Raw genomic sequence first — 22,503 nt, 5'->3', positions numbered from 1 at the left:
CGAATATCGACCCGGGTTGTTTCACGCCCCTGACGGCCGGCTGTCGGGGACGTGAACGACGGCGACTGCTCAGCTCGGCCGCAGCCACAGCTCGGTCCGCTCCTTGAACTGGCTCATCGGCTTGAACCGCACCGGTGCGTCCGGATCGTCCAGCCGCAGGTCCGGGAATCGCTCGACAAGCGCCGACAGCGCAATCGACAGCTCCATCCGGGCCAGCGGCGCGCCGACGCAGTTGTGGATGCCATGGCCGAAGCTCATGTCGGGCCGGCGCGGACGGCCCAGGCGGAACGTGTCCGGGTCGTCGAACTGTGCAGGATCGTGGTTCGCCGCCGAGAACAGGATGACGACGAGCTCACCGGCGCGGACGGTGGTGCCGGCGAGCTCGACGTCGACGAGCGCGCGGCGGAAGGTACCGAGGATGGGAATGTCAAAACGGAGTCCCTCGGCGACGACCGCGTCGAGGTCGGCCTCGCCTGCCACGAGTGCGCGCCACTTGTCGCGAGGCTCTTCCAGCAGTACCGCCAGCAGGCTCACGAACGCGGCACTGGTCGTCTCCCAACCGGCTCCCAGGACCCCGATGGCGAGGTCGGCGATTTCCAGATCGGTCAGTCGCCGGCCCCGGAATTCGTTGTGCACCATGAAGCTGACGAGGTCGTCGGTCGGCTCGCGGCGCCGGTCGTCGATGACCGACTGCAGGTAGTCGAATGCCCCTGCGAAGCTGCGGCCCTGCTCTACGAGCTGTTCCGGGGTCAGGAACCGCCAGCCGGCGAGCAGCGTCATCAGGTTGCCGACCCAGCGCTTGAGGTCCCCGGCGTGCTCGGCGTCGAAGCCGAGCACACGCATGGCGCCGAGCAGCGGGAACATCTCCGCGAACCCGCCGACCAGATCGAAGCGCGGCGGCCCGACAAGCGTGTCGGCGAGGCCGCCGACGATCTTCTGGAGGTCCGGCTCGAACCCGGCGACGACGCGCGGCGAGAACCCCTCGTGGACGAAGCGCCGGATCGGGCCGTGCGCAGGCGGATCGGTGAGCAGCAGGGTCGAGGTGTCGTACAGGAAGTCCATCACGCGCTGCGCCTCGAGCGGTAGGCCGGTGGGGCGTGGGATGGCCTCGCGGTTGGAGAACCGGGCGGCGTCGGCGGCGACGGCCCGCACGTCCTCGTAGCGGGTCAGGCACCAGGCCTGCAGCGGCTCGGAGAAGAAGATCGGCTGGTGGACGCGGGCGTGCGCAAAGTACTCGTAGGCCAGCCCCACGTGCGGCCCGAACGGATTGAAGGAACGCAGATCGACGCTCGTGGTCATCAGGACTCCCGGTGACGAATTCCGGACCTCAAGGTCCAGATCACCAGTCGAGTACAGCGAGCCACCGATCGATGCGAAAGAGTAAAATCTACTCACGCCGCCCACCATGTCGCCGTGTGGGTACGGCGCTGGGATGAGCGCGATCGTCTGTGCTGTCCGGTCGGTCCGTAGGCCGCGCATCGGTTTGAGCCCGGTGCTTGAGCTGACCAGGGCGGCCTGCTCGTTCGGGAAGTGACCCCGGGCTCGCACTGCCTTACGGATGCGGGCGTTGACCGATTCGATCGCGTTCGTGGAGCAGATGCCCTACGGATCTCCACATCGTCGTCCGGCCGACGAGGCGTGATCGGGCCGTCATCGGCCTCCCACCGGGACGGGCGCAGGCCTGGTAGTTCCGCGGTCATCGCTGGGCTGCCGAGGAGGTGACGTGGGGATGGCGTTGTCGATGAGGACGGCGGCGATGGCGGCGGCGATGGGGAAGGAATCGCTGTCGAGGACTCGGGTGCGGGCCGAGGCGCCGTCGATGAGCAGCGCCAGTTGTTCGCCGAGTTGTTCAGGGTTGGTGGCGCCGGCTTCGCGGGCAGTTTCGGTGAGCCGCGCGGCGATGGCGGTCTTGTAGTCGCGTGCGTACCGGGATGCGGGGTGTTGGGGGTCGTGAAGTTCGACGGCCGCCGCGATGTAGGGACACAGGGGCGTGGACGCGGGCATCTCGAAGGCGGCGAGGAGCCGTTCGCGGGGTGTGAGGTCGGTGCGGTCGAACACTCCGGGCATGACGTCGGGATCGAATCGGCGCAGGTATTCGGCGACAAGTTCGTCCTTGCTGGTGAAGTGCTGATAGGCAGTGCGCTTGGACACCTGAGCCGAGGCGCAGAGCTGGTCCATGCCGGTGCGGTTGATGCCCTGGTCGCGGAACAGCTGCTGTGACGCGCTGAGGATGCGCTCGCGTGCGCCCCGGCCGCGGCGCCGGCCCAGGGGGCCCTTCTCCAACTCCGTCATGCCCCCCAGCATAGACCCATTCGGTACCGATCAGTGTACGTAGCTTGCGCCACGGCCAGCCGTCGGCTACGTTAGGTACACAGAATCGTTTACATAAGAATCGCGCTGTTTCGGACAACCATCAAATCAACGGAGTGGTCATGGGAAAGCTCGATGGCAAGGTTGCGGTGATCACCGGCGGATCCGCCGGCATGGCACTGGCCGGCGCCAAACTGTTCGTCGAGGAAGGCGCGCACGTCTTCATCCAGGCCAGGCGGCAGGAAGCACTGGACGACGCGGTCAAGCTGATCGGCCGCAACGTCACCGCCGTCCAGGGTGACGCGGCCGACCTGGACGACCTGGACCGCTTGTACGACACCGTCAAGCGGGAGAAGGGCTCGATCGACGTGCTGTGGGCCAGCGCCGGGATGGGCGAACCCGCCGTCCTCGGCGAGATCACCGAGGAACAGTTCCACCGCGCCTTCTCGCTCAACGCGCGCGGCACCTTGTTCACCGTGCAGAAGGCACTGCCGCTGTTCAACGACTACGGCTCGATCTTCATGACCGGATCCAACGCCTCCCTCGGCGCCTTCCCCGGCTGGAGCCTCTACGCGGGAAGCAAAGCCGTCCAGCAAGCTTGGGCTCGCGTCTGGCTCAACGAACTGCGCGACCGCAAGATCCGGGTCAACGTCCTGACCCCCGGCCAGGTCGGCACCGCCAAACAGGAAGAACTGTTCGACGAGGCAACCAGGACCGCATTCGAGTCCCTCATCCCCCGCGGAAAGATGGGCCGCCCCGAAGAAATCGCCACCGTCGCCCTGTTCCTCGCCTCCGATGACTCCAGCTACGTCAACGGCCTGGAACTGGTCGCCGACGGCGGCACCACCGCCCTCTGAACCACACACCAGGAATCAGGAAGAGAGCACACCTCATGGGCAGCATCACCTTCATCGGTACGGGGAACATGGCCCGCACCATCGGCACGCTCGCGGTGGCGGGCGGCAACACCGTCGAGGTCATGGGACGCGATCAGTCCAAGGCCGACGACCTCGCCAAGGCTCTGGGCGGCGGCACGACGACGGGCAAGTGGGGCGCCGTCCCGACCGGGGACATCGTCATCACGGCCCTGTTGTACGCCGCTGTCGTTCCGGTCGTCACCGAGTACGGAGACACCCTCGCGGGCAAGGTCATCGTCGACATCAGCAACCCCTTCAACGCCACGTTCGACGGACTGGCCCACAGCGAGGAGACCTCGATCGCGCAGGAAGTCGCCAAGGTGGCCCCGGCCGGCGCCGGCGTGGTGAAGGCCTTCAACACCATCTTCCGTAATGTCCTGGAGAAGGGCCGGCCCGACGTCTTCATGGCAGGCGACAATGCACAGGCCAAGGCGGGCGTGGCGGTCTTCATCGAGAGCCTCGGGCTGCGCCCGCTGGACGTCGGCGGCCTGAAAATGGCGCACTGGCTGGAAGGAGTGGGCGTGGTCACGGTGGGCCTCGCCGGCAACGGGGTCGGCCACTGGGACTTCGCCCTCGGCGTCAACGAATTCACCGGCTGAGCCCCCCGGGACAAAGCAGCCGGCGAACAGGGAGCCGTGCGCCATGACAATGGTTGATGGATCACCGACTCGCTGATGTCGGATCGCCGCGGCGCGGGTGAGCCTCCCGCGGCGCGGGAAATCTGGGATAGATACAAAGCGCGACCAGTACGAACCCACCACAACCGCGTCAACAGAGGACCTAGTCCCCGGGTTGCGTGACACAGCCATCCGCCAGCGCGGACGCCCGCAGGTCCTTCGCGTCAACTCCATGGAGGTGCCCGGCTCGTCGGGCCAATCGGTGATCGCGGGTTCGCCACCGGCGGCCAGCTACTGCAGTATCAGATCGCCGGGCAACGCACGGCGATCTCACCTTGACCGGCGAGGACATCATCGCGCGCCGGCAACAGCGCACCAGCCCGACCGGCCTCCAAGTCGCCGACACGGTGATCGTGATAGCTCACCGGCGATGCCGCGAGCGCGGTCCAGGGTCCGGTCGCGGTCGCGGATGAGACCGTCGGCGACGCCCTGCACGCCCCGGCCCGCCACGGCGCGCGTCGAGTCCACGACCCCGTCCCGGACCTTGTGGAACGCTCTCGCGAAGCGCCCGTCCTTGTCTCGTTCCCGGGCCAGCTCCCGTCCGAGGCTCTCTGCCTGGGCGCGCCGCCGCCGCGGCCACCGATCCGGGTCGCTGGCTCGAGGTGGGCGATCGAGGAGTACTTCCAGACCGCCAAGAACGAGACAGGCCTCGACCATTACCAGGTTCGCGGATATGAGGCCTGGTATCGACGACACCGCAAGCGGCGGCAGGTCAGCGGATCCGGTAGATCGCGATCGGCCCGGAGCTGAAGCGCAGGTCGGCGAAGTTGGCCAGGTCCGCGGACTCCCGGCCCTGCGCGCGGTCGACGACGAGCCAGTGCACGCCGTAGCGGGACACCAGGTTGCCGACCCGCTCGGCGGTCGGCGCGGTAAACACGATCTCGTTGTCCTCGTACATTTGCTGGTCCCAGAACGGCGGGTTGGAGGTCTGCAGCTTCGCCGCGATCTCCACCATGCGTGGCGCGTAGAACCAGCTGCCCACGAGCTGGCGGCGCTCGCTGTACGCGCTGAGCCAGAACGACGTGCTGAAGCAGCGGCCGGGCTTGGACATCTCCGGCAGGCAGTGCTGGTTGGTGGCGATCACCTCGTCGCGGCCGAGGTTGTCGCGCAGCCAGCGCGCGGCGGTGGCCTCCTCGACGCTGACGTGCGAGTGGTACCAGCGCGGCGGCACCTTGGTGTGGTCCCAGCCGTCGAGCACCAGGGCCGGCACGCCGGCCAGCAGCAGCGTGCCGAGCAGGGTCACCGCGGCGACGCCCTTCCAGCGCCGGCGCAGGACCACCAGCCAGACGACGGCACCGATGGCGATGGCCGCGGCGAGCGCCAGCACGTAGTACGCGATCCCGTCCATCACCCGCATGTGCAGCGTGGGCTGATGGAGGCCCTCGTGCCGCAGCCCCAGGGCGATCACCCACACGCCGGCGCCGACGGCCGCGAACACCGCGACGAGCGTGCGCGGCGTCACCCTGTACCGCTCGACGAGCGCGGCGAAGCCCATCGCGGACAGCACCGCACCGAACGCGAACCCGCTGCGGACGAAGAAGTTCTGAGCCAGCGACCCGTGCACCATGAAGAGGGTGGCCCCGGCCCCGGCCAGCACCGCGCCGAGCAGGAACCACTCGCGCTGCCCCCAGGGGCGGCCCAGCCGGGCCAGCACCGCGATGCCGGCCAGCCGAATGAAGAAGAACACGAGGTACATGGCGGTGACGAAGCCGTAGACGAAGGCGTGCCGCCAGGCCGAACGGGCGGGGACGACGTCCGCGTACGCCTTGATGATGGCCAGCACCCCGAAGTTCAGACCGTGCGTCGCGAAACGGTAGATCACCACGGTCGCGAACAGCGTCGCGGCGACCAGGACCGCGCCGATGGCCATCAGCCGCCGGTCGATGCGCCGGCGGGTCAGCAAATGCGCCAACCCGGCCAGGGCGACCCCACCCAGCAGCACCGGCACGACGGTGGACTTGCTGCCGACCGCGCCCACCGAGAACAGCACGAGCAGCGCCCAGCCGCCGCGGCCGTAGGACAGCTCGGCCGGGCCTGCGCGCAGCAGGCCCACCACGAGCGCCATCAGCGCGAACGTGATCGACCAGCTGTACGCCATCGAGTGGCTGGACCAGACCATGTAGGCGACGGCCCCGCCGAACTGGCCCCAGGACATGTCGGACAGGGTCAGCTCGCCGACGACGAAGGTCAGCATGGCGGCCAGCGCGCCGACCCACTGCTTGCCGGACACCCGCCAGCCGGCAACGGCCAGGGTCAGCACGGCGAGCACGCAGAACACCGGCGAGGCGAGCCGGAAGAAGACAATCGGGGTGTCCACGCCGCTGATGAGGCTCGCGCCGGCCATGTGCGCGTAGCTGAACCAGTGGTAGTTCAGCGGCTCGGACACGATCTGCGGGTTGTGGATCGGGAAGTGGTGCTTGGCCTCGCCGACCATGGACAACATGTACATCAGGTCGATGTGGTACCAGGCGCCGTCGGCACCGGCGGGAATCGGCTCGTTCTGCCGGAAGTACGTCACGTAGACGTATCCGACGAAGAAGACGGCGATCCCGGCCATCGCCCACGACCAGCCGAGCGACGGGCGCCGGTAGCTGGACACCCGCCAGTGCCGCCGCAGCCCCGGCACCGCGACGAACGGCACGACGACCAGCAACGGCCACAGCCAGAGCCACCGCTGCCCGCCCGCCAGGGAGAACAGGGCCCAGGCGGGGATCTCCAGCATCAGGCCGGTCGTGGCACCCAGCGCGAGATCCTCGACGAGCGTGTGCGGGGCGCCACGCAGCGCGCGGTACACCAGCGTGCCCGGCAGCACCAGCCCCCACCCGACATACAGGGTGTAGCGGGCCACGTCGGCGACCGGCGTGCCGGTGTCCAGCAGCATCGCGACGATGGCGGCGTACGCCGCAACGGCCGGCAGCCACGGCGCGACGCGTTTGCGCAGCCCGGCCGCACCTCGCCCGGCCGGCGCGCCGGGCCGATCCGACGGCACCGGCGACGTGCCGGGCGCGATGGTGCTTGTGTCCGCCATGTCCCCCAGGCCCTTACCCGCGGCCCCGACGGGCGCGACAGCCGCGTACCTTACCCGACCGGCCCACGAATCCGAAGGGGCGAACAGCTCGACAGGTAGCCCCCGCCTCGTCACCGACAGGGCGGCCACGAGGTCTCCGGTATGAAGTTCTGCTTGGTCGCTGAACCACTTACCGGAGACCTCTTCAGCTATCGATCATCGCCACGCCGTGACTTCGCCCGCTTATGAAACGCGCCCTAGCTTGATCTTTAACCTGTGCGGCGCGGTCGGGGATTGGCCGATTTGTTCTTTCTGGGTTTCGGGGTTCTGGTTTCGTTGCTGGTGATGGTGTGGACGTCGTGGCGTTGAGTGGGGTGGCGGTTCGGTTGGCCTGGTGGCCGTCCGGGTCCTGCTCTGGTGGGTTTCGGCGCGTTCGCGGGACAGGTGCTGGTCGCGCGGAGGTGCCGAAAGTCGCGCCGGACGCGGGCTGGGGTGAGTCGTTGCGGTGGTGCCGGCCGTTCCCATGGGCGGCGCAGGTCCGCGGCGATCGGGCGGGCCAGTCGGAGTTGGGTGTGCGCGGCGATGATCAGCCAGGTCCATCGGTCGGCGGCGGCTGGGTCACGGAGTTTCGGCACGGTCCAGCCGAGGGTCTGCTTGAACAGCCGGAACGTGTGCTCGATGTCGAAACGGCGCAGGAACGCCTGCCACAGCAGATCGACCATCGCCGCGTCCGGGGTTGCGTCCGGGTCAGGGCCGGCGTGGATGGAGCACCACAGCCAGACCGGTTTCGCGGTGGCGCCGGAGGGCAGCCGGGTCACGTCCAGGCGGATCAGGGTGCCTTCCAGGATCGGCAGGTCCGGGCAGTCGGCCCAGGCAGCGTGGCGGGTCAACCTTGGGTGCAGCCGATGCCAGGCGCGGGCTGTAGCGATGCCGTAGAGGCGGGTGTCGGTCACGGTGGTCACATCGGGTTCGCCCCAGCTGGCCGGGTCACCGAAGATGAACTCGCCGCCGTGGCGGCGGGGCCGACCCAGCACGCCCGGCAGCCGCGGTGGCGTCGCCCGGCGTAGCACCCGGTCCGAGCGCAGCCGGGCCAGGACCCGCACCGGCAGGTCCCGCAGCAGCCAGGCCAGGCGGGCCGCGTCGTAGCCAGCGTCCATCACGACCCACATCTGCGGGTCACCGGGCCGCCAGTGCCCGGCCGCGATCATCCGGCCGAGCACGTCACGGACCTGCCCGGCGGTGACCACGGCCAGATCAGCGCCCGGCGCCAGACGCACCACGTCCAACGGTGCGGTCCACGAACTGCGGCCGGTTTCCAGGGCCACCACGAACGAGTACGGCCAGCCCGGCACTCCGATGTGCTGATCCTTGGCCCGACCGTACGTGTGACACAGGATCCGTTCCGGCACGGTGTTCGCCTCCGGCCGAAGCCAGCAGGTGACATCCACCGCGAGCACGATCCGCCCGTCAGCCGCCTGCGGCAACGGCACCGACGCCACCGCGGTACGCAACCGCTGCACGTCCACCCGCCCGGCCGCAAGCGCGTCATACAACGCGCCGTGACCACGACGGTGCTCCGCGACCAACGACAACGCCGGCAACGACCGCACCGGCCCGTCCGCGCACAACACCGCATCCGCCAGTTCGAACAACGCATCGGCGCGAGCCGTCAGACAGTGGTACAACGCTCCGCGGAACCAGCCCAGATCCCCACCTGCACCACCACGCCCACCGTCAGGCACACTGATCCTCCGCAGCCTTTGATCGGATCTTCTTCCCTAGACAAGAGGAATGATCGATCAAGGGCTGCACCCATGATCAGCCGGGGTCCATACCAACCGACTCAAGGTTAAAGATCAAGCTAGTAGTACTTCGTTAGGTCGGCGTGTCGTGGGGTCGCTGGGGCGTGGCGGGTAGTTTCATGCTTTGGTGACTCCTGACGAGCTTTCGGTTGCGCGGCAACGCCTTGAGGCGTTCGCGGCGGAGATGTTCGCGCCGATGGCGCGTTCGGATCAGCGGGCGAAGGGCGAAACGTATCTGCGCGGGCTGTTGCTGAACGGGCGGCGCAAGTCGATGCAGCCGATGGCGGAACGCCTCGGGGTGGATCATCAGGGGCTGCAGCAGTTCGTGACCACGTCGACGTGGGACACAGCGGCGGTCCGAGCACGGCTGGCCGCCCGGGCGGTCGACCTCGTCCAGCCCGTCGCGTGGGTGATCGACGACACCGGCTTCCCGAAGGACGGCACCGGCTCGCCGGGAGTGGCCCGGCAATACTCCGGCACCCTCGGCAAGGTCACCAACTGTCAGATCGGGGTGAGCGTCCACGCAGCCACCGACACCGCGTCGTGCCCCCTGGACTGGCGGTTGTTCCTGCCGGAATCGTGGGACGTCACAAGGCAGGCCCAGCGGCGGTGAAAGCGGCCAAGGCCAAGCAGCGCAGAACGTTGCACAACGCCCGGCAGGCCGCCGAACCAGCCGCACCGACCGACACCACCATCGACGTGGAGGCGGTGACCGAGGCGGCGCGGCAACGGCGGCGCAAGTCAGCAGTACCCGACGATGAAGGTCACCGTCCGAAGTGGACCCTCGCCGTCGAGATGCTCGACAGCCTCGCCCGACTCGGGCTGCGGCCGAGAGACCTTACGGTTGTGCCTGTTGTCGCTCAAGCATCAGCGTATGGCGCCGCACGACACTCTGCAGGTGGTCGTGGTCGATGACGGCTCCTCCGACGATACGCAGGTCACCACCGACGAGCTTGGTCACGAGTTGGACCTGATCTACCACTTCGAGCCTCGCGGCAGCCGGTCGGGCAGGTCCCGGGCCCGCAACATCGGTGTTGAGCTTGCGTCCGGCGACCTGATCGTCATGATCGATCCTGATCATGTCTTCCCTCCTGGCCTGATCGCCGAGCATGTGCGGTATCACGAATACAGCGGAGCCCTCATGGTCGTCGGCCCGCGCGGCAAGCTTGCCGCCGGTGCCGTCGACATCGACGAGCTCACGCGGCAGTTATCCTGGACGGCGTTGCCGCAGATTGATGGGGGCTTGGCGGAGGATTCGCGGTGGGGCATCCTGTCCAGGCTTTCCCACAACCTCAACACTGTGGCGACGTGCTGGAGCATGGCGTACACCTGCAATGCGTCGGTGCGTCGCCGCCATCTGCTTGCAGCTGGCGGGTTTGACGAGTCGTTCACCGGGTGGGGTCTGGAGGACACTGAGCTGGCCTATCGACTCCGTCAGCGCGATGTGGCATTCGCGTTCAATCCGGACGCCGCCGTGTACACGTGGGACGGCGGTCTGATTGATGCGGCCCAGTACCAGCAGTGGCGAGCCAATCTGTCGTACTTCTGCGAGAAGCATCCAGGCCTCGACGTCGCCGCTCAGTGGATGTTCGACGACGCGTTCAACCCTGCTGCCACCTCGGGAGACTGGGTTCGCACCTGTCTCCAGTTTGAGCACGTGGCACGCGCGGTCGTCGGGCGGCTTCCATACAACGCCGGCTACCGGTTGGCCGAGGTCACAGACCGCAACGCCTATGCGTTCGTCAGTGCGTTGCCGGAGGTCGCCGCCGACGGCAATCTCATTGTCGTCGACGTCGCAGGTCGGCCGGAGCTGTCAGCGCTCGTCCAGAGCCACCGCGCCGGCCACGAGTTGTTGTATTTCTGCCGCACGGATCGTAGGCACCTCGCCGGCCTGCTGGAGCGCTATCCGATCACCAGCCGCTGGATCCGTTGATCTGCATGCAGAACGATCTTCTGGTGCACGTCGGCTTCGACGACCATGCCCACAGCATCGAGCAGCTCGGCATCGACTCGCGGGCGGACCGGTGCAGTTTGGAGACCGCCTCAGGTCAGGATCTGTCCACGATGGACAGTGTGCCGACACTGACCCTGATCACCCGCACGGTGGCGGACCTGCGGCGCGCGGTGTCGGTGGATGACGTCCTGCCCGATGCGTCCAGGATCGTGGTGTGGCTGACCTATCTCGCCTCCGGTACAGTGCGCCGCTGCCGTCGACGTGTGACGAGGACGTCTGGCGCCGAGACCACCGGCTCGACATCTTCCACAAGCGGGCGAACCCCTGGCAGCACCTGATCGAGATCGGCGGGCGGCGGGTGCCGCCGCACGGGTGGCAGGTCACCATGGAATTCGACCGGCACGTGCCGTCAGGGCTCGTCATAGCTTCGGTGCTGCGGTCTGTCGACGGGCATCGGGCCTCCCCGGTGGGCAACCTGGGCGGACCGGCAGGGCCTGGCGCGCAACTTACCGCCCTGTACGGCACCACCGGCTGGTCCACGAGTCCTCAGCCGCATGAACCCGGCACGTTGCCCCACGCGGTCAGCCGGGCGAGTCTGCTGGAGCACAGGCTGGCCGACGGCGGGTCGGCGGCCGAGCCACCGCACGGCACCGCCCTTGACCGTTCCGTGCCGCTGTCGATGCGGGTGGCGCCGGTCGACGAGCGCTGCATCAATCCGATCGGCTTCCGTCGCGAGCCCACGGCACACTCCGGCACCCTGGTGCGGCACGGCGCTGGCATCCGCATCGAACGCTCGGACGGCAGGGCGGTGCTGTTCCCGTTGTCCGGTGCGGTTACCGAGTTCGAAGTCGACGAACTGCGCGACCTGCGGCACGTCGAGTTGCCCGCGGCACTGACCGACGACGCGTCCAAAGCGGTCGTGCGCATCGTCCTCAACCTGGCGGCTGCCGGAGTGCCGGTGCTGGCCGCGCCGTCGCCGGGTTTGCTGGAAGCCTTCGATCCCGACCTGGCCAAGTTGTTGACCAGCAGCAGCGCCGAAGCGTTGCGCGAGCGCCTTCCACGCGAGACGTACAGCATCCGACTGCGCCGGCACGCGTTGCTGCGGTACGGCACCAAGGCGCGTTGGCGTGACCTCGCCGGCGCGGGCAGGCTGCCGCTGTGGAACCGGCCCAAGGTGTCGGTTGTCCTCTGCACCAGGCGCGTGGACATGGTGCCGTTCGCATTGCATCAGGTGCTACAACAGCGCGGGGTGGAACTGGAGGTGCTCCTCACCCTGCACGGCATTGCCGCGGCGGAGCTCCGCAGGTCCCATCCCGCCCTGGAGACTCCCGCGCACGTCACCGTCCTTGAGGTCCCGGCGTCGGTCCCATTAGGAGAAGTGCTCAACCACGCCGCCGCACGCGCCGGCGGCTCATACGTCGCGAAAATGGATGACGATGACTGGTACGGACCGGACCACCTCGCCGATCTGGTGCTCAGCCAGCTGTACTCCGGCGCGGAACTCGTCGGTACGGACACTGAGTTCGTCTACCTCCAGGAACACGACTCGACCGTCCGACTGTGGTCGGACAACACCGAGTCGCCCACGCACCTGACCGACCGCGGGCTCGTGTCCGGCGGATCCACACTCATCACCCGCAACATGCTCGAAGCACTCGGCGGCTACCGGCTGGTGCCGCTGTTCGAGGACAGCGAGCTCTGTTCTGCGGTGCGCAGCGCCGGCGGCACCGTCTACCGCCAGCACGGACTCAACTATCTGTACCGACGGCGGCCACCTGCCGAGCACACCTGGCAGGTACCGACCACCTGGTTCCTGCGGGAGAGGGTGCCCGAATGGCCCGGACTGTTCATGAACGACCTGATGCTGGCTTGAGCGCAATCGATCTGCGCGTGGGCCAGTCCCCTTACACCTCACCTGACCTGCTCAGGAACCTGTCCAAGATCAGCGCAGATCCGGCAGCTGTCCACCTGAGCCACTACGGTGATCCGCTCGGTTCGACGAGCTCCGGCACGAGATCGCAGTACGATACCGGCGCCTGTACGAAACGTCCGTCGACCCGGACCGGCAGATTCTGGTCACCCACGGCGCCACCGAAGCACTTTGGCTTGCGCTGCTCGCACTCACCGAACCCGGCGACGAGGTCCTCATCCCCGATCCGACCTACCTGACCCTCGAGTCGGCGGTCAGCGTGTTGAACAGGGTGCCGGTCCGCGTCCCCGTCGACCCGGACACGGGGTTCCGGCTTGAGGCGTCGACCCTGCACAGATACACCAGCCGGCGGACGCGGCTGCTGATGCTCATCTCACCCGACAACCCGACCGGCGCCGTCCTCACCAGGGCCGAGCTCGGCGCGATCCACCAGTTCGTCGGCGCCAACGGCCTCACGCTGCTCCACGACGAGGTGTACGACGAATTCGTCTACGACGGCCGGCACACCTCGAGTATCGAGATCGACTCGGATTGCCGGAACACGGTGCTGGTCAACAGCCTCTCAAAGAGCCGCGGCATCGGTGGGTGGCGGCTCGGCTGGCTGATCGCCGATGCAGCGGTTGTCACGCGTGCATTGCAGCACCGCGCCAACACCACGATGGCGCCTTCGCCGCTCCTGCAGGCGGCCGCCACCGCATGCATCAACGACCCGGAGAACATCCGAAGCATGCGCGAGGTACGCGACGAACTGCGGGTGGCCGGCGCCACATTCACCGCCCGCCTCCAGAAGGTCGACGGGATTGCGACACCGGCAGGGGCACCGCAAGGCGGCTTCTACGTGTTTGCCGACGTCAGTGCCTATCATCGGCTGCTGCCCCGGCCCGCACGAGGCGGATCGCCCGGCGAACAGGTCACACAGCACCTGGGCGGGCTCGGTGTACACGTCGGCCCGGGCATCGACTTCGGCGCTACGGGCGGATCGTCGATCCGGCTCGCCTTCACCAGCCCGATCGACGTGCTCATGGAGGCATGCGACCGGATGGCGCTGTAGCCCGCCGATCAATATCCCCGCTCGACGGACACGACGTTCCGCAACGGCCGACCGGACGCGAACCGGCACATGTTGTCGGCGATGAGTTCCCCGTAGCGATGCCATGACCGGCCAAGATCGCCCGCGCTGTGCGCGGTGATGAAACAGTTGTCCATGTCCCACAACGGATGCGCCGGCGGCAGCGGCTCAGGATCGGTGGTGTCGAGGGCCGCACCGCCGATCCAGCCTGCTTCCAACGCCTCGACAAGGGCCTCAGTGTCCACCATGCCCCCGCGCGCCACGTTGACCAGACACGCGTTCGGCTGCATCATCCGAAGCGCGTGCCGTTCGATCAGATGGTGAGTCTCGGCAGTCAGTGGTGCCGCAAGGATCACCACGTCGGCCACGGCAAGCGCCTGCCTCCGGCCGGCGTCGCTGGTCACGACCGAGACGCCTGGGATGCTCTCCGGGCACCGACGCACCACCGTCACGTGTGCCCGAAACGGCACCAGCAGCGCCACCAACGCACGCGCGACGGCACCGGCACCGACCACGACGACCCGCGCATCGAACAGCGAGCCGGGGACCGTCGGCGTCCATCGACGTTGCCGGACGGAGACGCCGGCGCACCGCATGGCAGCCATCGACAACATCAGCGCATGCTCGGCCACCGGCTCGGCGAGGACGCCGCTTCCGGAGGTCCAGGTGACACTCGGCTTCATCAAGTGGTGGAACCATTCCGTCCCCGCCCACGGCAGTTGCACCCACCGCAGCCGCCGCATCGCGTCCAGGCACTGCTCCAGCTGCGCGACGCTGTCGCCGAGCCAGACAAGCGCCTCGCAGTCCTCGGGTCGACACGCCACGCCACCGCCGCCGGCGACCGCTTGTTGCACTTCCACCGGCACCGGGCCGGGCACACGCAGACCTGCGTCGACACCGCGTCGCCTCCATGCCGTCGAAACGTTGCCCCTGTTGAGCCCGACCGTAGCGAAGGCAGCGCCGTGCCGCTGACCCCTCGACGAGGGCTACTCGACGAGGGCTACTCGACGAGACCGGACTGGCAGGCGAAAGACGACCAGCTGCGCGCGGTCGCGGGCGTCGGGTTTCGGCATGGCGCGGCCGACATGGGCGCGCGCGGTGGCGGTGCAGATCTCTTGCCGGCCACGAGGAGTCCGTCAAGACGGAGCGCCCGCAGCATAGCGAGGACGTACGGTCTTTGACGGGCGACGAGTGTTGGGGACCATGATGCGGCGAACGATCGTGGATTGCGCACCCTCGTCGATCACAGGGTGCGGTCATCTGTCGCGACCATCGAACGACACGGCGACTCGATCATGGTGCGCGTAGCCGCGACCGTCTGGTGCCGTCCCTCGCGACCGAAGCCAACCGCTCAACGGGCACACGCTCATCAAGCATGAGCGCGCGCCCGATCATGGTCGGTTGCGGTCGTCGGCGGCTGGGCAAGCCAGCCCGGACGCCGGGGCGGCCCGCGAGCACTCAAGCTGCCGTGGCGCAGGCCGACCAGCGGGGGCTCCACGACGGCGCTGCGGGCCTCCCGGACAGCAGGAAATCTGTAGGCGGTCAGGAAGGTGCCCCGCATCCTGTGCACGCCGAGCGAGGGCGGCGATGTCCTCGATCACGGGCCGCATGACGTCCTCAGGCAGCCTTCATCAGGACTGGTGGCTGTCGCGCAGTGCACGAAGCTGCCGGATTCTCAACGGAAGCTGCCGCGCCCACAGCGCGTTGAGGACGCCGGCGAGGTGCTCGGGTCCGTCGATGAGTACGTCGGTGTCCTCGACCAGGTGGAGTTGTATACGCGGGGTGCTTCGGTCGAGGCCGTCGGCGGCGGCCCGCAGGTCTGCGCTGAATGATGCGATCCGGTTGGCGAGGGTTTCGATGCCGAGCTCGGCGTAGCGGTTCAGGACGGCTGGGTCGAAGGCGGCGGTGTTGTCGTACCGTAGGTCGGCGGCGGCCCCTGGCATGCCGACCAGCGCGGCGGTGACTTCGGCCAGTAGCTCGGTGTTGTGGGTGACGTGTGCCGCGATCCGGTCGGCGGACCAGCCACGCGCTGGGGGCGCAAATCCGCCCTGGCTGAGTTCGGCGACGAACGTTTCGTATTGCTCCTGCAGCTTCGGGCCTTGGACGAACGCGCTGCCGCCGGCGTACCAGCGCAACCGCGGCTGATCCCAGGTCAGCGTGCCCGAATCCTCGATCCAGGGAAGGCGCCCGGCAACCGGGAGGTCGAAGGTCACTCCGGTCGCGATCTCGGCGATCATCGCCGTCACGCTCGGCCAGACCGGGGCGTCGGAGGCGCCGTCGTCGCGGTAGAACGTCCGGAGGCAGCCGTTGGCGGGTCCTGGTCGCAGGTCTGCGAAGATGCGCCCCCCGCCGGTGTCTTCGGCGATGGGTAACCATGACGGCAGCCACATGAATCGGCAGGGCGACCCAGCGGGCTCCTGTTCGGCGGAGGACATTCGTGCCGCGAATCGTTCCGGGTCGTCCTCGCTCATGACGCCGTTCCACCCGTCGAGCAGGATCTCGCGTCGCTCCAGCGCATCGCCGATGGAACACGGCGAAAAGTACGGCGGGATCAGCCACAGGTGACCGTCGACGCCGTCCGCCGCACGCCACCATGCGGCAAGATCGCTCGGTAGTTGCCGCCCGACCGCGACCTCGACCGCGCGCAGGTCCTCGTCCCGTGCGGGCGGCCGTAGTTGCGCCGTCGCGCCTGGTACGGAACGATCCAGCCAGGCCAGCACCATGTTCCACGCCGTGCCTTCGTCAGCGACCACCGGCTCATCGTCGCAGGAGCACATCCGGCACGCGACGAATCGCCATGAACTGGTTGCGGTCAGTGGTCGACTAGTTCAAGCACGTGCGTTGCGGCGTCAGGCCGACGATCCTCCACCCTCCCACCCCGCCTGGTGGGGCATCGAGGTGGCCGACTACGCAGGCGTCGCCGACCCGCACCCCGTACAGCAGAGCACCGGGTTGTGCCGCATCGTTGGCTGAAGCAAGACGAGCCACGGCATCAACGAATCCACGCTGGCGGAGCGCACGCTGGACGGCGGCAGCGTCGGCCGAGGTCGGTGCGTGATTCTCCGGCGCTTGGCCGCAGTTCGTCACCTGTTCGCAATACGTCGCGGTATCAACGATCGCAAGGATCGTTCGCAGCGCTTCATCACTCACCGTTGCACCGGGTGACGGTTGCCGGGCATCAGGTTCTCCGACGCCGGCGCATCCGGGACTGTCCGCGAGCGCGGAACCGATGTGGATACATGCAACGGTGGCGGCGCCGGTCCCAGAGCTGTTGCCGGTTCCGCGAAGACGGCCGAAGCTGGCGCCGATCACGACCGCGAGCACGATCAGGCCTACGACACAGGCCTGCGGCAACCGGACGGCCACGGACGATACCGGCGAGCGACCATGAAGGTCGATCACCCGCCGGTCGATGGCATTGAACGTGTCATTAGCCGAGCGCACGTCAGCGCACCGAACAGGTGCCGGGAAGGTCGGCCCTTTCCGGCGGTTACCGCAGACTTCCGTAGGTCTGGAAGGGACGAGGTCCGTTAGGACCTCGCCGAGGTCAGGAAGAGTGCGCTTCTAGGACTTCCCTTGGCCCTGCTAACCATCACGAGCGGCGGCGCCCCTTGTCCAGTTCGACGCACATCACTCCGCGTGGCGACGTCGGCGTGGACCTTGTAGCCGCTGTTGAGGCAGGCTAATGTCGACGGAGGCTACATAGGGCTACATCGAACGGTAGGTCGGCCGCCGCTCGCCTATCCGCAGGAACCACGGCACCAGTTCGTACTCGGCGGGCAGTCCAACACCGGCCGCCGACTCCCAGGCGTCAACCTCATCGTCGTGGCAGCCTGAGACCGTCTCACCGACCACCGAGCCGTCGGGCCGGCGCAAGGGCCAGCGCGGCACCTGCGCCACCGGCCAACGCGTGCTGTCCAGCACGTCTGCGTCCGGGCGCAGGAACAGCAACGGCGGGTGGAAGTCCAGTTCGGCGCCGTCCGCGTCAACGACCCGCTCCCCCGGCATCAGGTACGCATACGCGCGGTGCACCAGCACGACCTCCACCGGCAGCTCGTACGGATCGAGGGGCTCGTCGTACCGGCCGTACCCACCCAGCGGCCGAACGCCCACCGGCCACGCCGCCATCCACCCGACCGGGCGGGTCGCGCGGCGCGGCGTGAACGTGTACGCCTCGACCAGATAGACGTCGGCGGCGATGCCAACCTGGCACGCGTCGCCGACCCCGAGCGTCTCCGGGTCGGGTTCGATGCGCACCGGCGTCCAGTTGTCGCCGCTGCGAGTCGTGTTCGTGCGGCGGGGCAGGTACCACAGCATCCCGGGCTGCCACGGGTGCTCCACGCTCAGCCGGTCCTCATCCTCTTGGACGACGACCGTGCCGGCCGGCGCACAGTCCAGCCGCAGGATGTCACCGGAGCGAAATGGCGCCCGCCCGTCCGGTCCGGGCTCGAACGCCGGCGCATCCGCCGCCACAAGCAGGGTCGGCTGCTGCGGCGCCACGGGTACAGCGTCGCCCGGTGCATGGCTGGCGTGCCGGATTCGCGGCTTGGGACGAGGCCCCAGCGGACCGGAGCGCGGCAGGTCGATGCCGGCCAGGATCGGCCCGAGGTCCAGCGATACTGTGCGCACCGCCGCAGCCGCCTCGTCCAGCGGCAGCCGGCGCACCAGTTCCAGCGTCCGCGCCTGCGCCGCCCGTTCGGCGTCGACGAGCGTGGTAGCGCCATACTGCTCCGCCAGTGCGGCTACCAGGTCGTCGCCGTCCCAGCCCGTGTCCGCTGCCCCCGCCGCCGCGATCGCCGGGTTGGGGTTGAGAGTCACTAACGCATTGCTCATCAGCTCCTGGGCATTGTTGAGCACCGACGGCGCCCCCATCCGGGCGCGCCACGACCGGTACAACACCCGCGAGTCAAAGGCCGTGCCGTCCCAGACCGCCGCGAGCGCCTCCCGCCACGCCCACCGCTCGGTGTCCGTGCCGAACGCCTCCACCAGCGGCGTCACCCGCTGCGCACACCCGGCCGCGAACACCCGGCTCTGCCACGATTCCAGCCCATTCGTCCAGTCCTTCTGCACAACAAGGACACTATGCGCACCGCTCGGCCGAGCGGACACCCGGGACGGGCGACGCCCTGCGGGTGCCGGAAACCCCATCCGCCCTGCTCGGGGCCGGTTGAGCATTGCAGCGAAATCTCGTCGCTGTCGACGCTGTGACACGCCTCCGATCGCTGAACGTCACTGGGCGACGATGACTCATCATGCTTCTACGACTCGCGTACCTCGGTGTGACCAACGCCCTCGCGATGCTCCGGCTGCTGCCCATGAGCGACTGTGCCAAGGATGCGGAGATCCTGGCCCTCCGACACCAGATCACGGTCCTTGAACGGCAACTGCAGGGCGAGAAGGTACGGTTCACCCCCGCCGACCGGGCCTTTCTCGCCGCACTACTGCACCGGCTGCCCCGCGACGTTCTGCACCAGATCAGGTTGCTCGTGTGCCCCGAGACGGTGCTTCGCTGGCATCGTAATCTGGTCGCCCACCGTCACGCGGCGATCTCGCGCCCCAAACGTGCCGGACGGCCACCCACGGTCCGCTCGATCCGAACGCTGGTGCTACGTCTCGCCCGCGAGAACAGCTCGTGGGGCTACCGGAGAATCCACGGTGAGCTGCTCGTCCTGGGCATCAAGGTCGCCGCCTCGACCGTCTGGGAAATCCTCCACGAGGCCGGGATCGACCCGGCGTCGCAGCGGACCTCCGAGAGCTGGTCGGTGTTTCTACACTCACAAGCCCAGGCCATCATCGCCGCTGACTTCTTCGAAACCGTCACCTTGACCGGGGCCAAGCTGTACGTCCTGGCCGTCATCGAGCACGCCACGCATCCGCATCCGCATCCTCGGCGCCACCGCCCACCCGAGCGGCGCCTGGGTCGCCCAAGCCGCACGCAACCTCGTCATGGACCTCGAAGACGCAGGATGCCGCGTCAAATACTTCATCCGCGACCGGGACAGCAAATACCCGGCCCTGTTCGACGCGATCCTCGCCGACGCCGGCGTTACGGTCGTACTCAGCGGCGTCCGCGTGCCGCGCATGAATTCGATCATGGAGCGTTGGATCCAGAGCTGCAGGCGTGAGTTGCTGGACCGGACATTGGTGTGGAACCAGGCACATCTGCTGCACGCCGTGCACGAATACGAGCAGTTCTACAACACCTACCGGCCACATCGAGGCATCTCGAACGCTCGACCACTGCATCCGCTACCCAACCCCAGCGCCAGGCCCGACACGATCACGCACCTTGACATCCGCCGGCGTGATCGCCTCAGTGGCATCCTCCGCGAGTACGAAATTGCCGCTTGAGCTGCACGGACAGGATTTTCGGCACCTGCAGGGCCAGCGATGGACGCCGCCCTCCGTTCCGAGTTGAGCAGCCAGCCGAGACTTCGTTCATCAAGTGGAAAGTCCCAAGTCAGCGTCTACACGGTCAAATGTAGACCGCGAACCGGCTGAGGAGGAGGACAGTGCCGTCGCGGCGCCCGCGTCACCCTACCCACGGCGTGGGTTCAGGTCATTGACGGACCGCCGGAACTCATGCCAGTCATTTGCGGCCGCCATGATGCGTTTGGTCCATGGGTCTGGGTGGTCGCCGCCGATCTCGGTCCAGAGGCGCGCGTTGGCGGCTGCGAACGCATTGAGCCCTGCGATGCTAGCGGATTGCCAGTTGGGAATCTGTGCGGCGTGTTGCTCGGCGGATGCTGGGGTGTGTCCAGCCGCGATGAGCCAGATCGTCCAGTAGGCGGCGTCGAGCCAGGGCGCGCCTCGGGTGGCCCAGGGCCAGTCCACGATCCGGGTGTCGTCGCTGATGATGACGTTGCTGGGGTTCCAGTCGGTGTGCAGGAGGGTGTCGCCCGCGAAGTGCTGGAGGTCGTCTTTGTGGGTGACGTAGGCGGCCAGGCGTTGGGTCGCGTCCCGTAGTTCGATCGGCGGTGTCGGGAGTTCACCGACGCGGCGGATGAGGTCTGCGACCTTGGGCAGGTCTGCGGAGCCCGGCTGGTAGTTGGCGTGGCGGCCGGGCAGGGCCTCGAAGATGAGGGCGTTCCATCCGCTGGTCACGGTATGGGCGATCAACTCGGGGGCGAGGGACCGCACGTAGGGGGCGACGTCGGCCTCGCGCTGTTGTGTCCAGACCCACCGGTGATCGATCGGCAGCGCCTTCACGAAGTACGTCCCGGTCGCGGTGTGCAGCTTCGCCGCGACGGCGCTGTTCAAGCCTTCGGCCGACGACTCGATGGACATGACAGGTCCGGTCGTCGCTTCGATCGCCGCTAGCGCGGCTGGTGGGAGATGTTCGTACGGGACACGGATGGTTGCCACGGTTGTTCCTCGCCTGGGAGAGGCGCCCGGACGGTGCCGCCATGGCACGGCAGCCGTCCGAGGCTCCTACGTCTGGTCCGGGGTTAGCGGTAGGGGTTGTCGTCGCCGCAGCCGGGCCGGTTGGTGTGGGCGAGTGCTTCGACGTCGGCAATGATGACGATGCCGGCGGGCTCGGGGGCGCGGCCGGCGGGAGCCGGGGTGGTGCTGGCCGGCGCCAGGCGCTGGGTGATCTGGACAGCGGTGACGGTCATGCTGGGTTCCTCTCGCCGTGCTGACAGTAGTGTTGCAGTGGTGCCTTCGCCGCCTGGTATACGCGCGCGATGGGTCGGCATACCCGGCAGGTGGAGGAGAGCGTGCAGCCGTTGCAGCCACCTGTGCGAAGCATTTGGGCGTCTGCGATCGCGGGCAGACGCAGCAGCCCTTCGGCGCCTTCCGCGGTCAGGTTGATGGGGTGGTCGCGGCCGACTTTGCACATCGTGGCGAGGCCGTGCGGGTCGACGTGGAAGGACGTGTGTCCGGCGGGGCAGCCGGCGAAGACGGCGCTTTTGTCGAGGTAGCCCGGCGCCTGCGTTTCGAGGGTGGACCTGTTCCCGGTGTACGTAGGGGAGATGGACCCGTACTCGTTGCGGGGAAGGCCGAGTTCGTCGATCAACGCGCGCATGTCGTCCAGCTCGGCGACGTTGTGTCTGGTGATGATGATCGTCACCTCGACGGGCAGGCCGGCGGCTGCGGCTGCCTGCAAGCCGCGGTACATGGTTGTGAACGCGCCCCGGGTCTGGGTGAGTGTGTCGGCGGTGTCGGGGCTCGCCCCGTACATCGAGACGGTGATCTTGTGCGGTCGGCGTGCTGTGAACATGGCGAGGTGGTCGCGGCGGGCGAGGCGGGAGCCGTTGGTGAGGATCTCGAGCATCATCCCGGTGTCGTGGGCGCGTTCGTAGGCGGGTGGGAAGTCGGGGTCGATGAGAGGTTCGCCGCCGGTGATCTGGAACCAGAGCACGCCCATGTCCCGCAGCATGTCGATCAACGTCAGCTTCTCGGTCAGGGGTAGCCCTGCGAAGGGTCGTTGTTCGAGGTAGCAGTGTTCGCAGGCGAAGTTGCAGCCCTTGTTGATCTCCCATGAGGCGCGGCTGTAGGTGACTGGTGTGGTGGAGCGGCGGCGTACCGTCACGACGCTGCTGGTGGGGCGTCCGGCCAGGTCGATCTGCCATGCCTGCCGGGCAGCGTCAGCGAACCATGTTGGCACCGGGTGTCCGTGCGTCGCCGCCGCGGCGAGTTCCTCGTAGTTCGCCGCGGGCAGTTGCATCCCGGCCTGCGCACCGGGCCGTACAGCGATGTAGATGTCTTCCTGCGGGCTGACGATCACTGGCATGTGTGGCCCCTTTCGGTACTGCGTCTGTGAAGCGGCTCGGCGTGACGTGGACGGCCGCGCAGCGGCATATGGAACTGCCCGCCGGACACCGGGCCAGGTCGAG

At 68.0% G+C, this 22,503-nt stretch carries 17 protein-coding genes and 3 pseudogenes; 8 read left to right on the top strand and 12 right to left on the bottom strand.

Annotated features, from left to right (window positions below; translation table 11 throughout):
* Positions 1-69: 69 nt before the first annotated feature.
* The 3 genes and pseudogenes from AB0K00_RS42555 to AB0K00_RS42545 all read right to left on the bottom strand — a co-directional run bounded on the left by AB0K00_RS42555 (position 70) and on the right by AB0K00_RS42545 (position 2,292).
* The gene (locus AB0K00_RS42555; protein WP_363533632.1) at positions 70-1,407 is read right to left on the bottom strand and encodes a cytochrome P450; all 1,338 of its coding nucleotides are present in this window, start codon (positions 1,405-1,407) and stop codon (positions 70-72) included.
* Between the two features lie 99 nt (positions 1,408-1,506).
* Positions 1,507-1,625 (bottom strand): annotated as a pseudogene (locus AB0K00_RS42550) (transposase); the annotation flags it as partial.
* 25 nt (positions 1,626-1,650) lie between these two features.
* On the bottom strand, positions 1,651-2,292 hold the full coding sequence (locus AB0K00_RS42545) for a helix-turn-helix domain-containing protein (RefSeq protein ID WP_363533561.1): 642 nt from the start codon (positions 2,290-2,292) through the stop codon (positions 1,651-1,653).
* Between the two features lie 140 nt (positions 2,293-2,432).
* On the opposite strand from AB0K00_RS42545, the gene AB0K00_RS42540 reads away from it, so the two are divergent.
* Both AB0K00_RS42540 and AB0K00_RS42535 read left to right on the top strand, forming a co-directional pair.
* Entirely contained in the window at positions 2,433-3,167 is a 735-nt protein-coding gene (locus AB0K00_RS42540; RefSeq protein ID WP_363533558.1) for an SDR family oxidoreductase, read from the top strand.
* A gap of 35 nt (positions 3,168-3,202) precedes the next feature.
* Positions 3,203-3,826 carry an NAD(P)-binding domain-containing protein gene (locus tag AB0K00_RS42535; RefSeq protein ID WP_363533556.1) on the top strand — a complete coding sequence of 208 codons (624 nt, stop codon included), beginning with the start codon at positions 3,203-3,205 and terminating at the stop codon, positions 3,824-3,826.
* Between the two features lie 790 nt (positions 3,827-4,616).
* Here the strand turns inward: AB0K00_RS42535 and AB0K00_RS42530 are convergent.
* Together AB0K00_RS42530 and AB0K00_RS42525 are read right to left on the bottom strand one after the other, a co-directional pair.
* Positions 4,617-6,932, bottom strand: coding sequence for a hypothetical protein (locus tag AB0K00_RS42530; protein ID WP_363533553.1), 2,316 nt, complete (start codon positions 6,930-6,932; stop codon positions 4,617-4,619).
* 248 nt (positions 6,933-7,180) lie between these two features.
* Positions 7,181-8,617: an NF041680 family putative transposase gene (locus tag AB0K00_RS42525; protein ID WP_363533629.1), complete on the bottom strand. Its 1,437-nt coding sequence runs from the start codon at positions 8,615-8,617 to the stop codon at positions 7,181-7,183.
* Positions 8,618-8,897: 280 nt separating this feature from the next.
* Here AB0K00_RS42525 and AB0K00_RS42520 point away from each other — a divergent pair.
* From AB0K00_RS42520 to AB0K00_RS42500, 5 genes and pseudogenes are all read left to right on the top strand, one after another.
* A pseudogene (locus tag AB0K00_RS42520) lies at positions 8,898-9,544 on the top strand (transposase); the annotation flags it as partial.
* Positions 9,545-9,566: 22 nt separating this feature from the next.
* Entirely contained in the window at positions 9,567-10,646 is a 1,080-nt protein-coding gene (locus tag AB0K00_RS42515) for a glycosyltransferase (protein ID WP_363533550.1), read from the top strand.
* Positions 10,643-11,005 carry a hypothetical protein gene (locus AB0K00_RS42510; protein ID WP_363533548.1) on the top strand — a complete coding sequence of 121 codons (363 nt, stop codon included), beginning with the start codon at positions 10,643-10,645 and terminating at the stop codon, positions 11,003-11,005. Before AB0K00_RS42515 ends, AB0K00_RS42510 begins: the two co-directional genes overlap by 4 nt.
* Positions 11,006-11,334: 329 nt before the next feature.
* Positions 11,335-12,540: a glycosyltransferase gene (locus AB0K00_RS42505; RefSeq protein ID WP_363533545.1), complete on the top strand. Its 1,206-nt coding sequence runs from the start codon at positions 11,335-11,337 to the stop codon at positions 12,538-12,540.
* A 136-nt stretch (positions 12,541-12,676) separates the two neighbouring features.
* Positions 12,677-13,648: pseudogene (locus AB0K00_RS42500) on the top strand (pyridoxal phosphate-dependent aminotransferase); the annotation flags it as partial.
* 8 nt (positions 13,649-13,656) lie between these two features.
* Here the strand turns inward: AB0K00_RS42500 and AB0K00_RS42495 are convergent.
* The 4 genes from AB0K00_RS42495 to AB0K00_RS42480 all read right to left on the bottom strand — a co-directional run bounded on the left by AB0K00_RS42495 (position 13,657) and on the right by AB0K00_RS42480 (position 18,736).
* The gene (locus AB0K00_RS42495; RefSeq protein ID WP_363533542.1) at positions 13,657-14,544 is read right to left on the bottom strand and encodes an NAD(P)-dependent oxidoreductase; all 888 of its coding nucleotides are present in this window, start codon (positions 14,542-14,544) and stop codon (positions 13,657-13,659) included.
* Between the two features lie 753 nt (positions 14,545-15,297).
* Complete coding sequence (locus tag AB0K00_RS42490; RefSeq protein WP_363533539.1) at positions 15,298-16,389, bottom strand: SMI1/KNR4 family protein; 1,092 nt, start codon at positions 16,387-16,389, stop codon at positions 15,298-15,300.
* Between the two features lie 100 nt (positions 16,390-16,489).
* On the bottom strand, positions 16,490-17,110 hold the full coding sequence (locus AB0K00_RS42485; RefSeq protein ID WP_363533537.1) for a hypothetical protein: 621 nt from the start codon (positions 17,108-17,110) through the stop codon (positions 16,490-16,492).
* Between the two features lie 264 nt (positions 17,111-17,374).
* A complete protein-coding gene (locus tag AB0K00_RS42480; protein ID WP_363533534.1) occupies positions 17,375-18,736 on the bottom strand; it encodes a hypothetical protein in 1,362 nt (453 codons plus the stop codon).
* 876 nt (positions 18,737-19,612) lie between these two features.
* Between AB0K00_RS42480 and AB0K00_RS42475 the strand changes: the two genes are divergently transcribed.
* Positions 19,613-20,017, top strand: coding sequence for an integrase core domain-containing protein (locus tag AB0K00_RS42475; RefSeq protein ID WP_363533531.1), 405 nt, complete (start codon positions 19,613-19,615; stop codon positions 20,015-20,017).
* A 186-nt stretch (positions 20,018-20,203) separates the two neighbouring features.
* Here AB0K00_RS42475 and AB0K00_RS42470 read toward each other — a convergent pair whose 3' ends face one another.
* The 3 genes from AB0K00_RS42470 to AB0K00_RS42460 form a co-directional block, all read right to left on the bottom strand.
* Positions 20,204-20,953, bottom strand: coding sequence for a phosphotransferase (locus AB0K00_RS42470; RefSeq protein ID WP_363533528.1), 750 nt, complete (start codon positions 20,951-20,953; stop codon positions 20,204-20,206).
* A 161-nt stretch (positions 20,954-21,114) separates the two neighbouring features.
* Positions 21,115-21,282 carry a hypothetical protein gene (locus AB0K00_RS42465; RefSeq protein ID WP_363533525.1) on the bottom strand — a complete coding sequence of 56 codons (168 nt, stop codon included), beginning with the start codon at positions 21,280-21,282 and terminating at the stop codon, positions 21,115-21,117.
* On the bottom strand, positions 21,279-22,400 hold the full coding sequence (locus AB0K00_RS42460; RefSeq protein WP_363533522.1) for a radical SAM protein: 1,122 nt from the start codon (positions 22,398-22,400) through the stop codon (positions 21,279-21,281). The genes AB0K00_RS42465 and AB0K00_RS42460 overlap by 4 nt, the downstream gene beginning before the upstream one ends.
* Positions 22,401-22,503 lie beyond the last annotated feature (103 nt).

Origin of the sequence: Dactylosporangium sp. NPDC049525 (assembly GCF_040676755.1) — a bacterium.
GTDB lineage: Bacteria > Actinomycetota > Actinomycetes > Mycobacteriales > Micromonosporaceae > Dactylosporangium.
The sequence above is the reverse complement of the archived record's forward strand: the minus strand, read 5'-3'. Positions and strand labels throughout refer to the sequence as shown.

What these genes read in the sequence shown, in the direction of transcription:
- AB0K00_RS42555 (WP_363533632.1), bottom strand. Translation starts at nt 1,407, where the DNA reads ATGGTGGGCGGCGTGAGTAGATTTTACTCTTTCGCATCGATCGGTGGC.
- AB0K00_RS42490 (WP_363533539.1), bottom strand. Translation starts at nt 16,389, where the DNA reads ATGGTGCTGGCCTGGCTGGATCGTTCCGTACCAGGCGCGACGGCGCAA.
- AB0K00_RS42535 (WP_363533556.1), top strand. Translation starts at nt 3,203, where the DNA reads ATGGGCAGCATCACCTTCATCGGTACGGGGAACATGGCCCGCACCATC.
- AB0K00_RS42475 (WP_363533531.1), top strand. Translation starts at nt 19,613, where the DNA reads ATGGACCTCGAAGACGCAGGATGCCGCGTCAAATACTTCATCCGCGAC.
- AB0K00_RS42540 (WP_363533558.1), top strand. Translation starts at nt 2,433, where the DNA reads ATGGGAAAGCTCGATGGCAAGGTTGCGGTGATCACCGGCGGATCCGCC.
- AB0K00_RS42545 (WP_363533561.1), bottom strand. Translation starts at nt 2,292, where the DNA reads ATGACGGAGTTGGAGAAGGGCCCCCTGGGCCGGCGCCGCGGCCGGGGC.
- AB0K00_RS42470 (WP_363533528.1), bottom strand. Translation starts at nt 20,953, where the DNA reads ATGTCCATCGAGTCGTCGGCCGAAGGCTTGAACAGCGCCGTCGCGGCG.
- AB0K00_RS42460 (WP_363533522.1), bottom strand. Translation starts at nt 22,400, where the DNA reads ATGCCAGTGATCGTCAGCCCGCAGGAAGACATCTACATCGCTGTACGG.
- AB0K00_RS42465 (WP_363533525.1), bottom strand. Translation starts at nt 21,282, where the DNA reads ATGACCGTCACCGCTGTCCAGATCACCCAGCGCCTGGCGCCGGCCAGC.
- AB0K00_RS42530 (WP_363533553.1), bottom strand. Translation starts at nt 6,932, where the DNA reads ATGGCGGACACAAGCACCATCGCGCCCGGCACGTCGCCGGTGCCGTCG.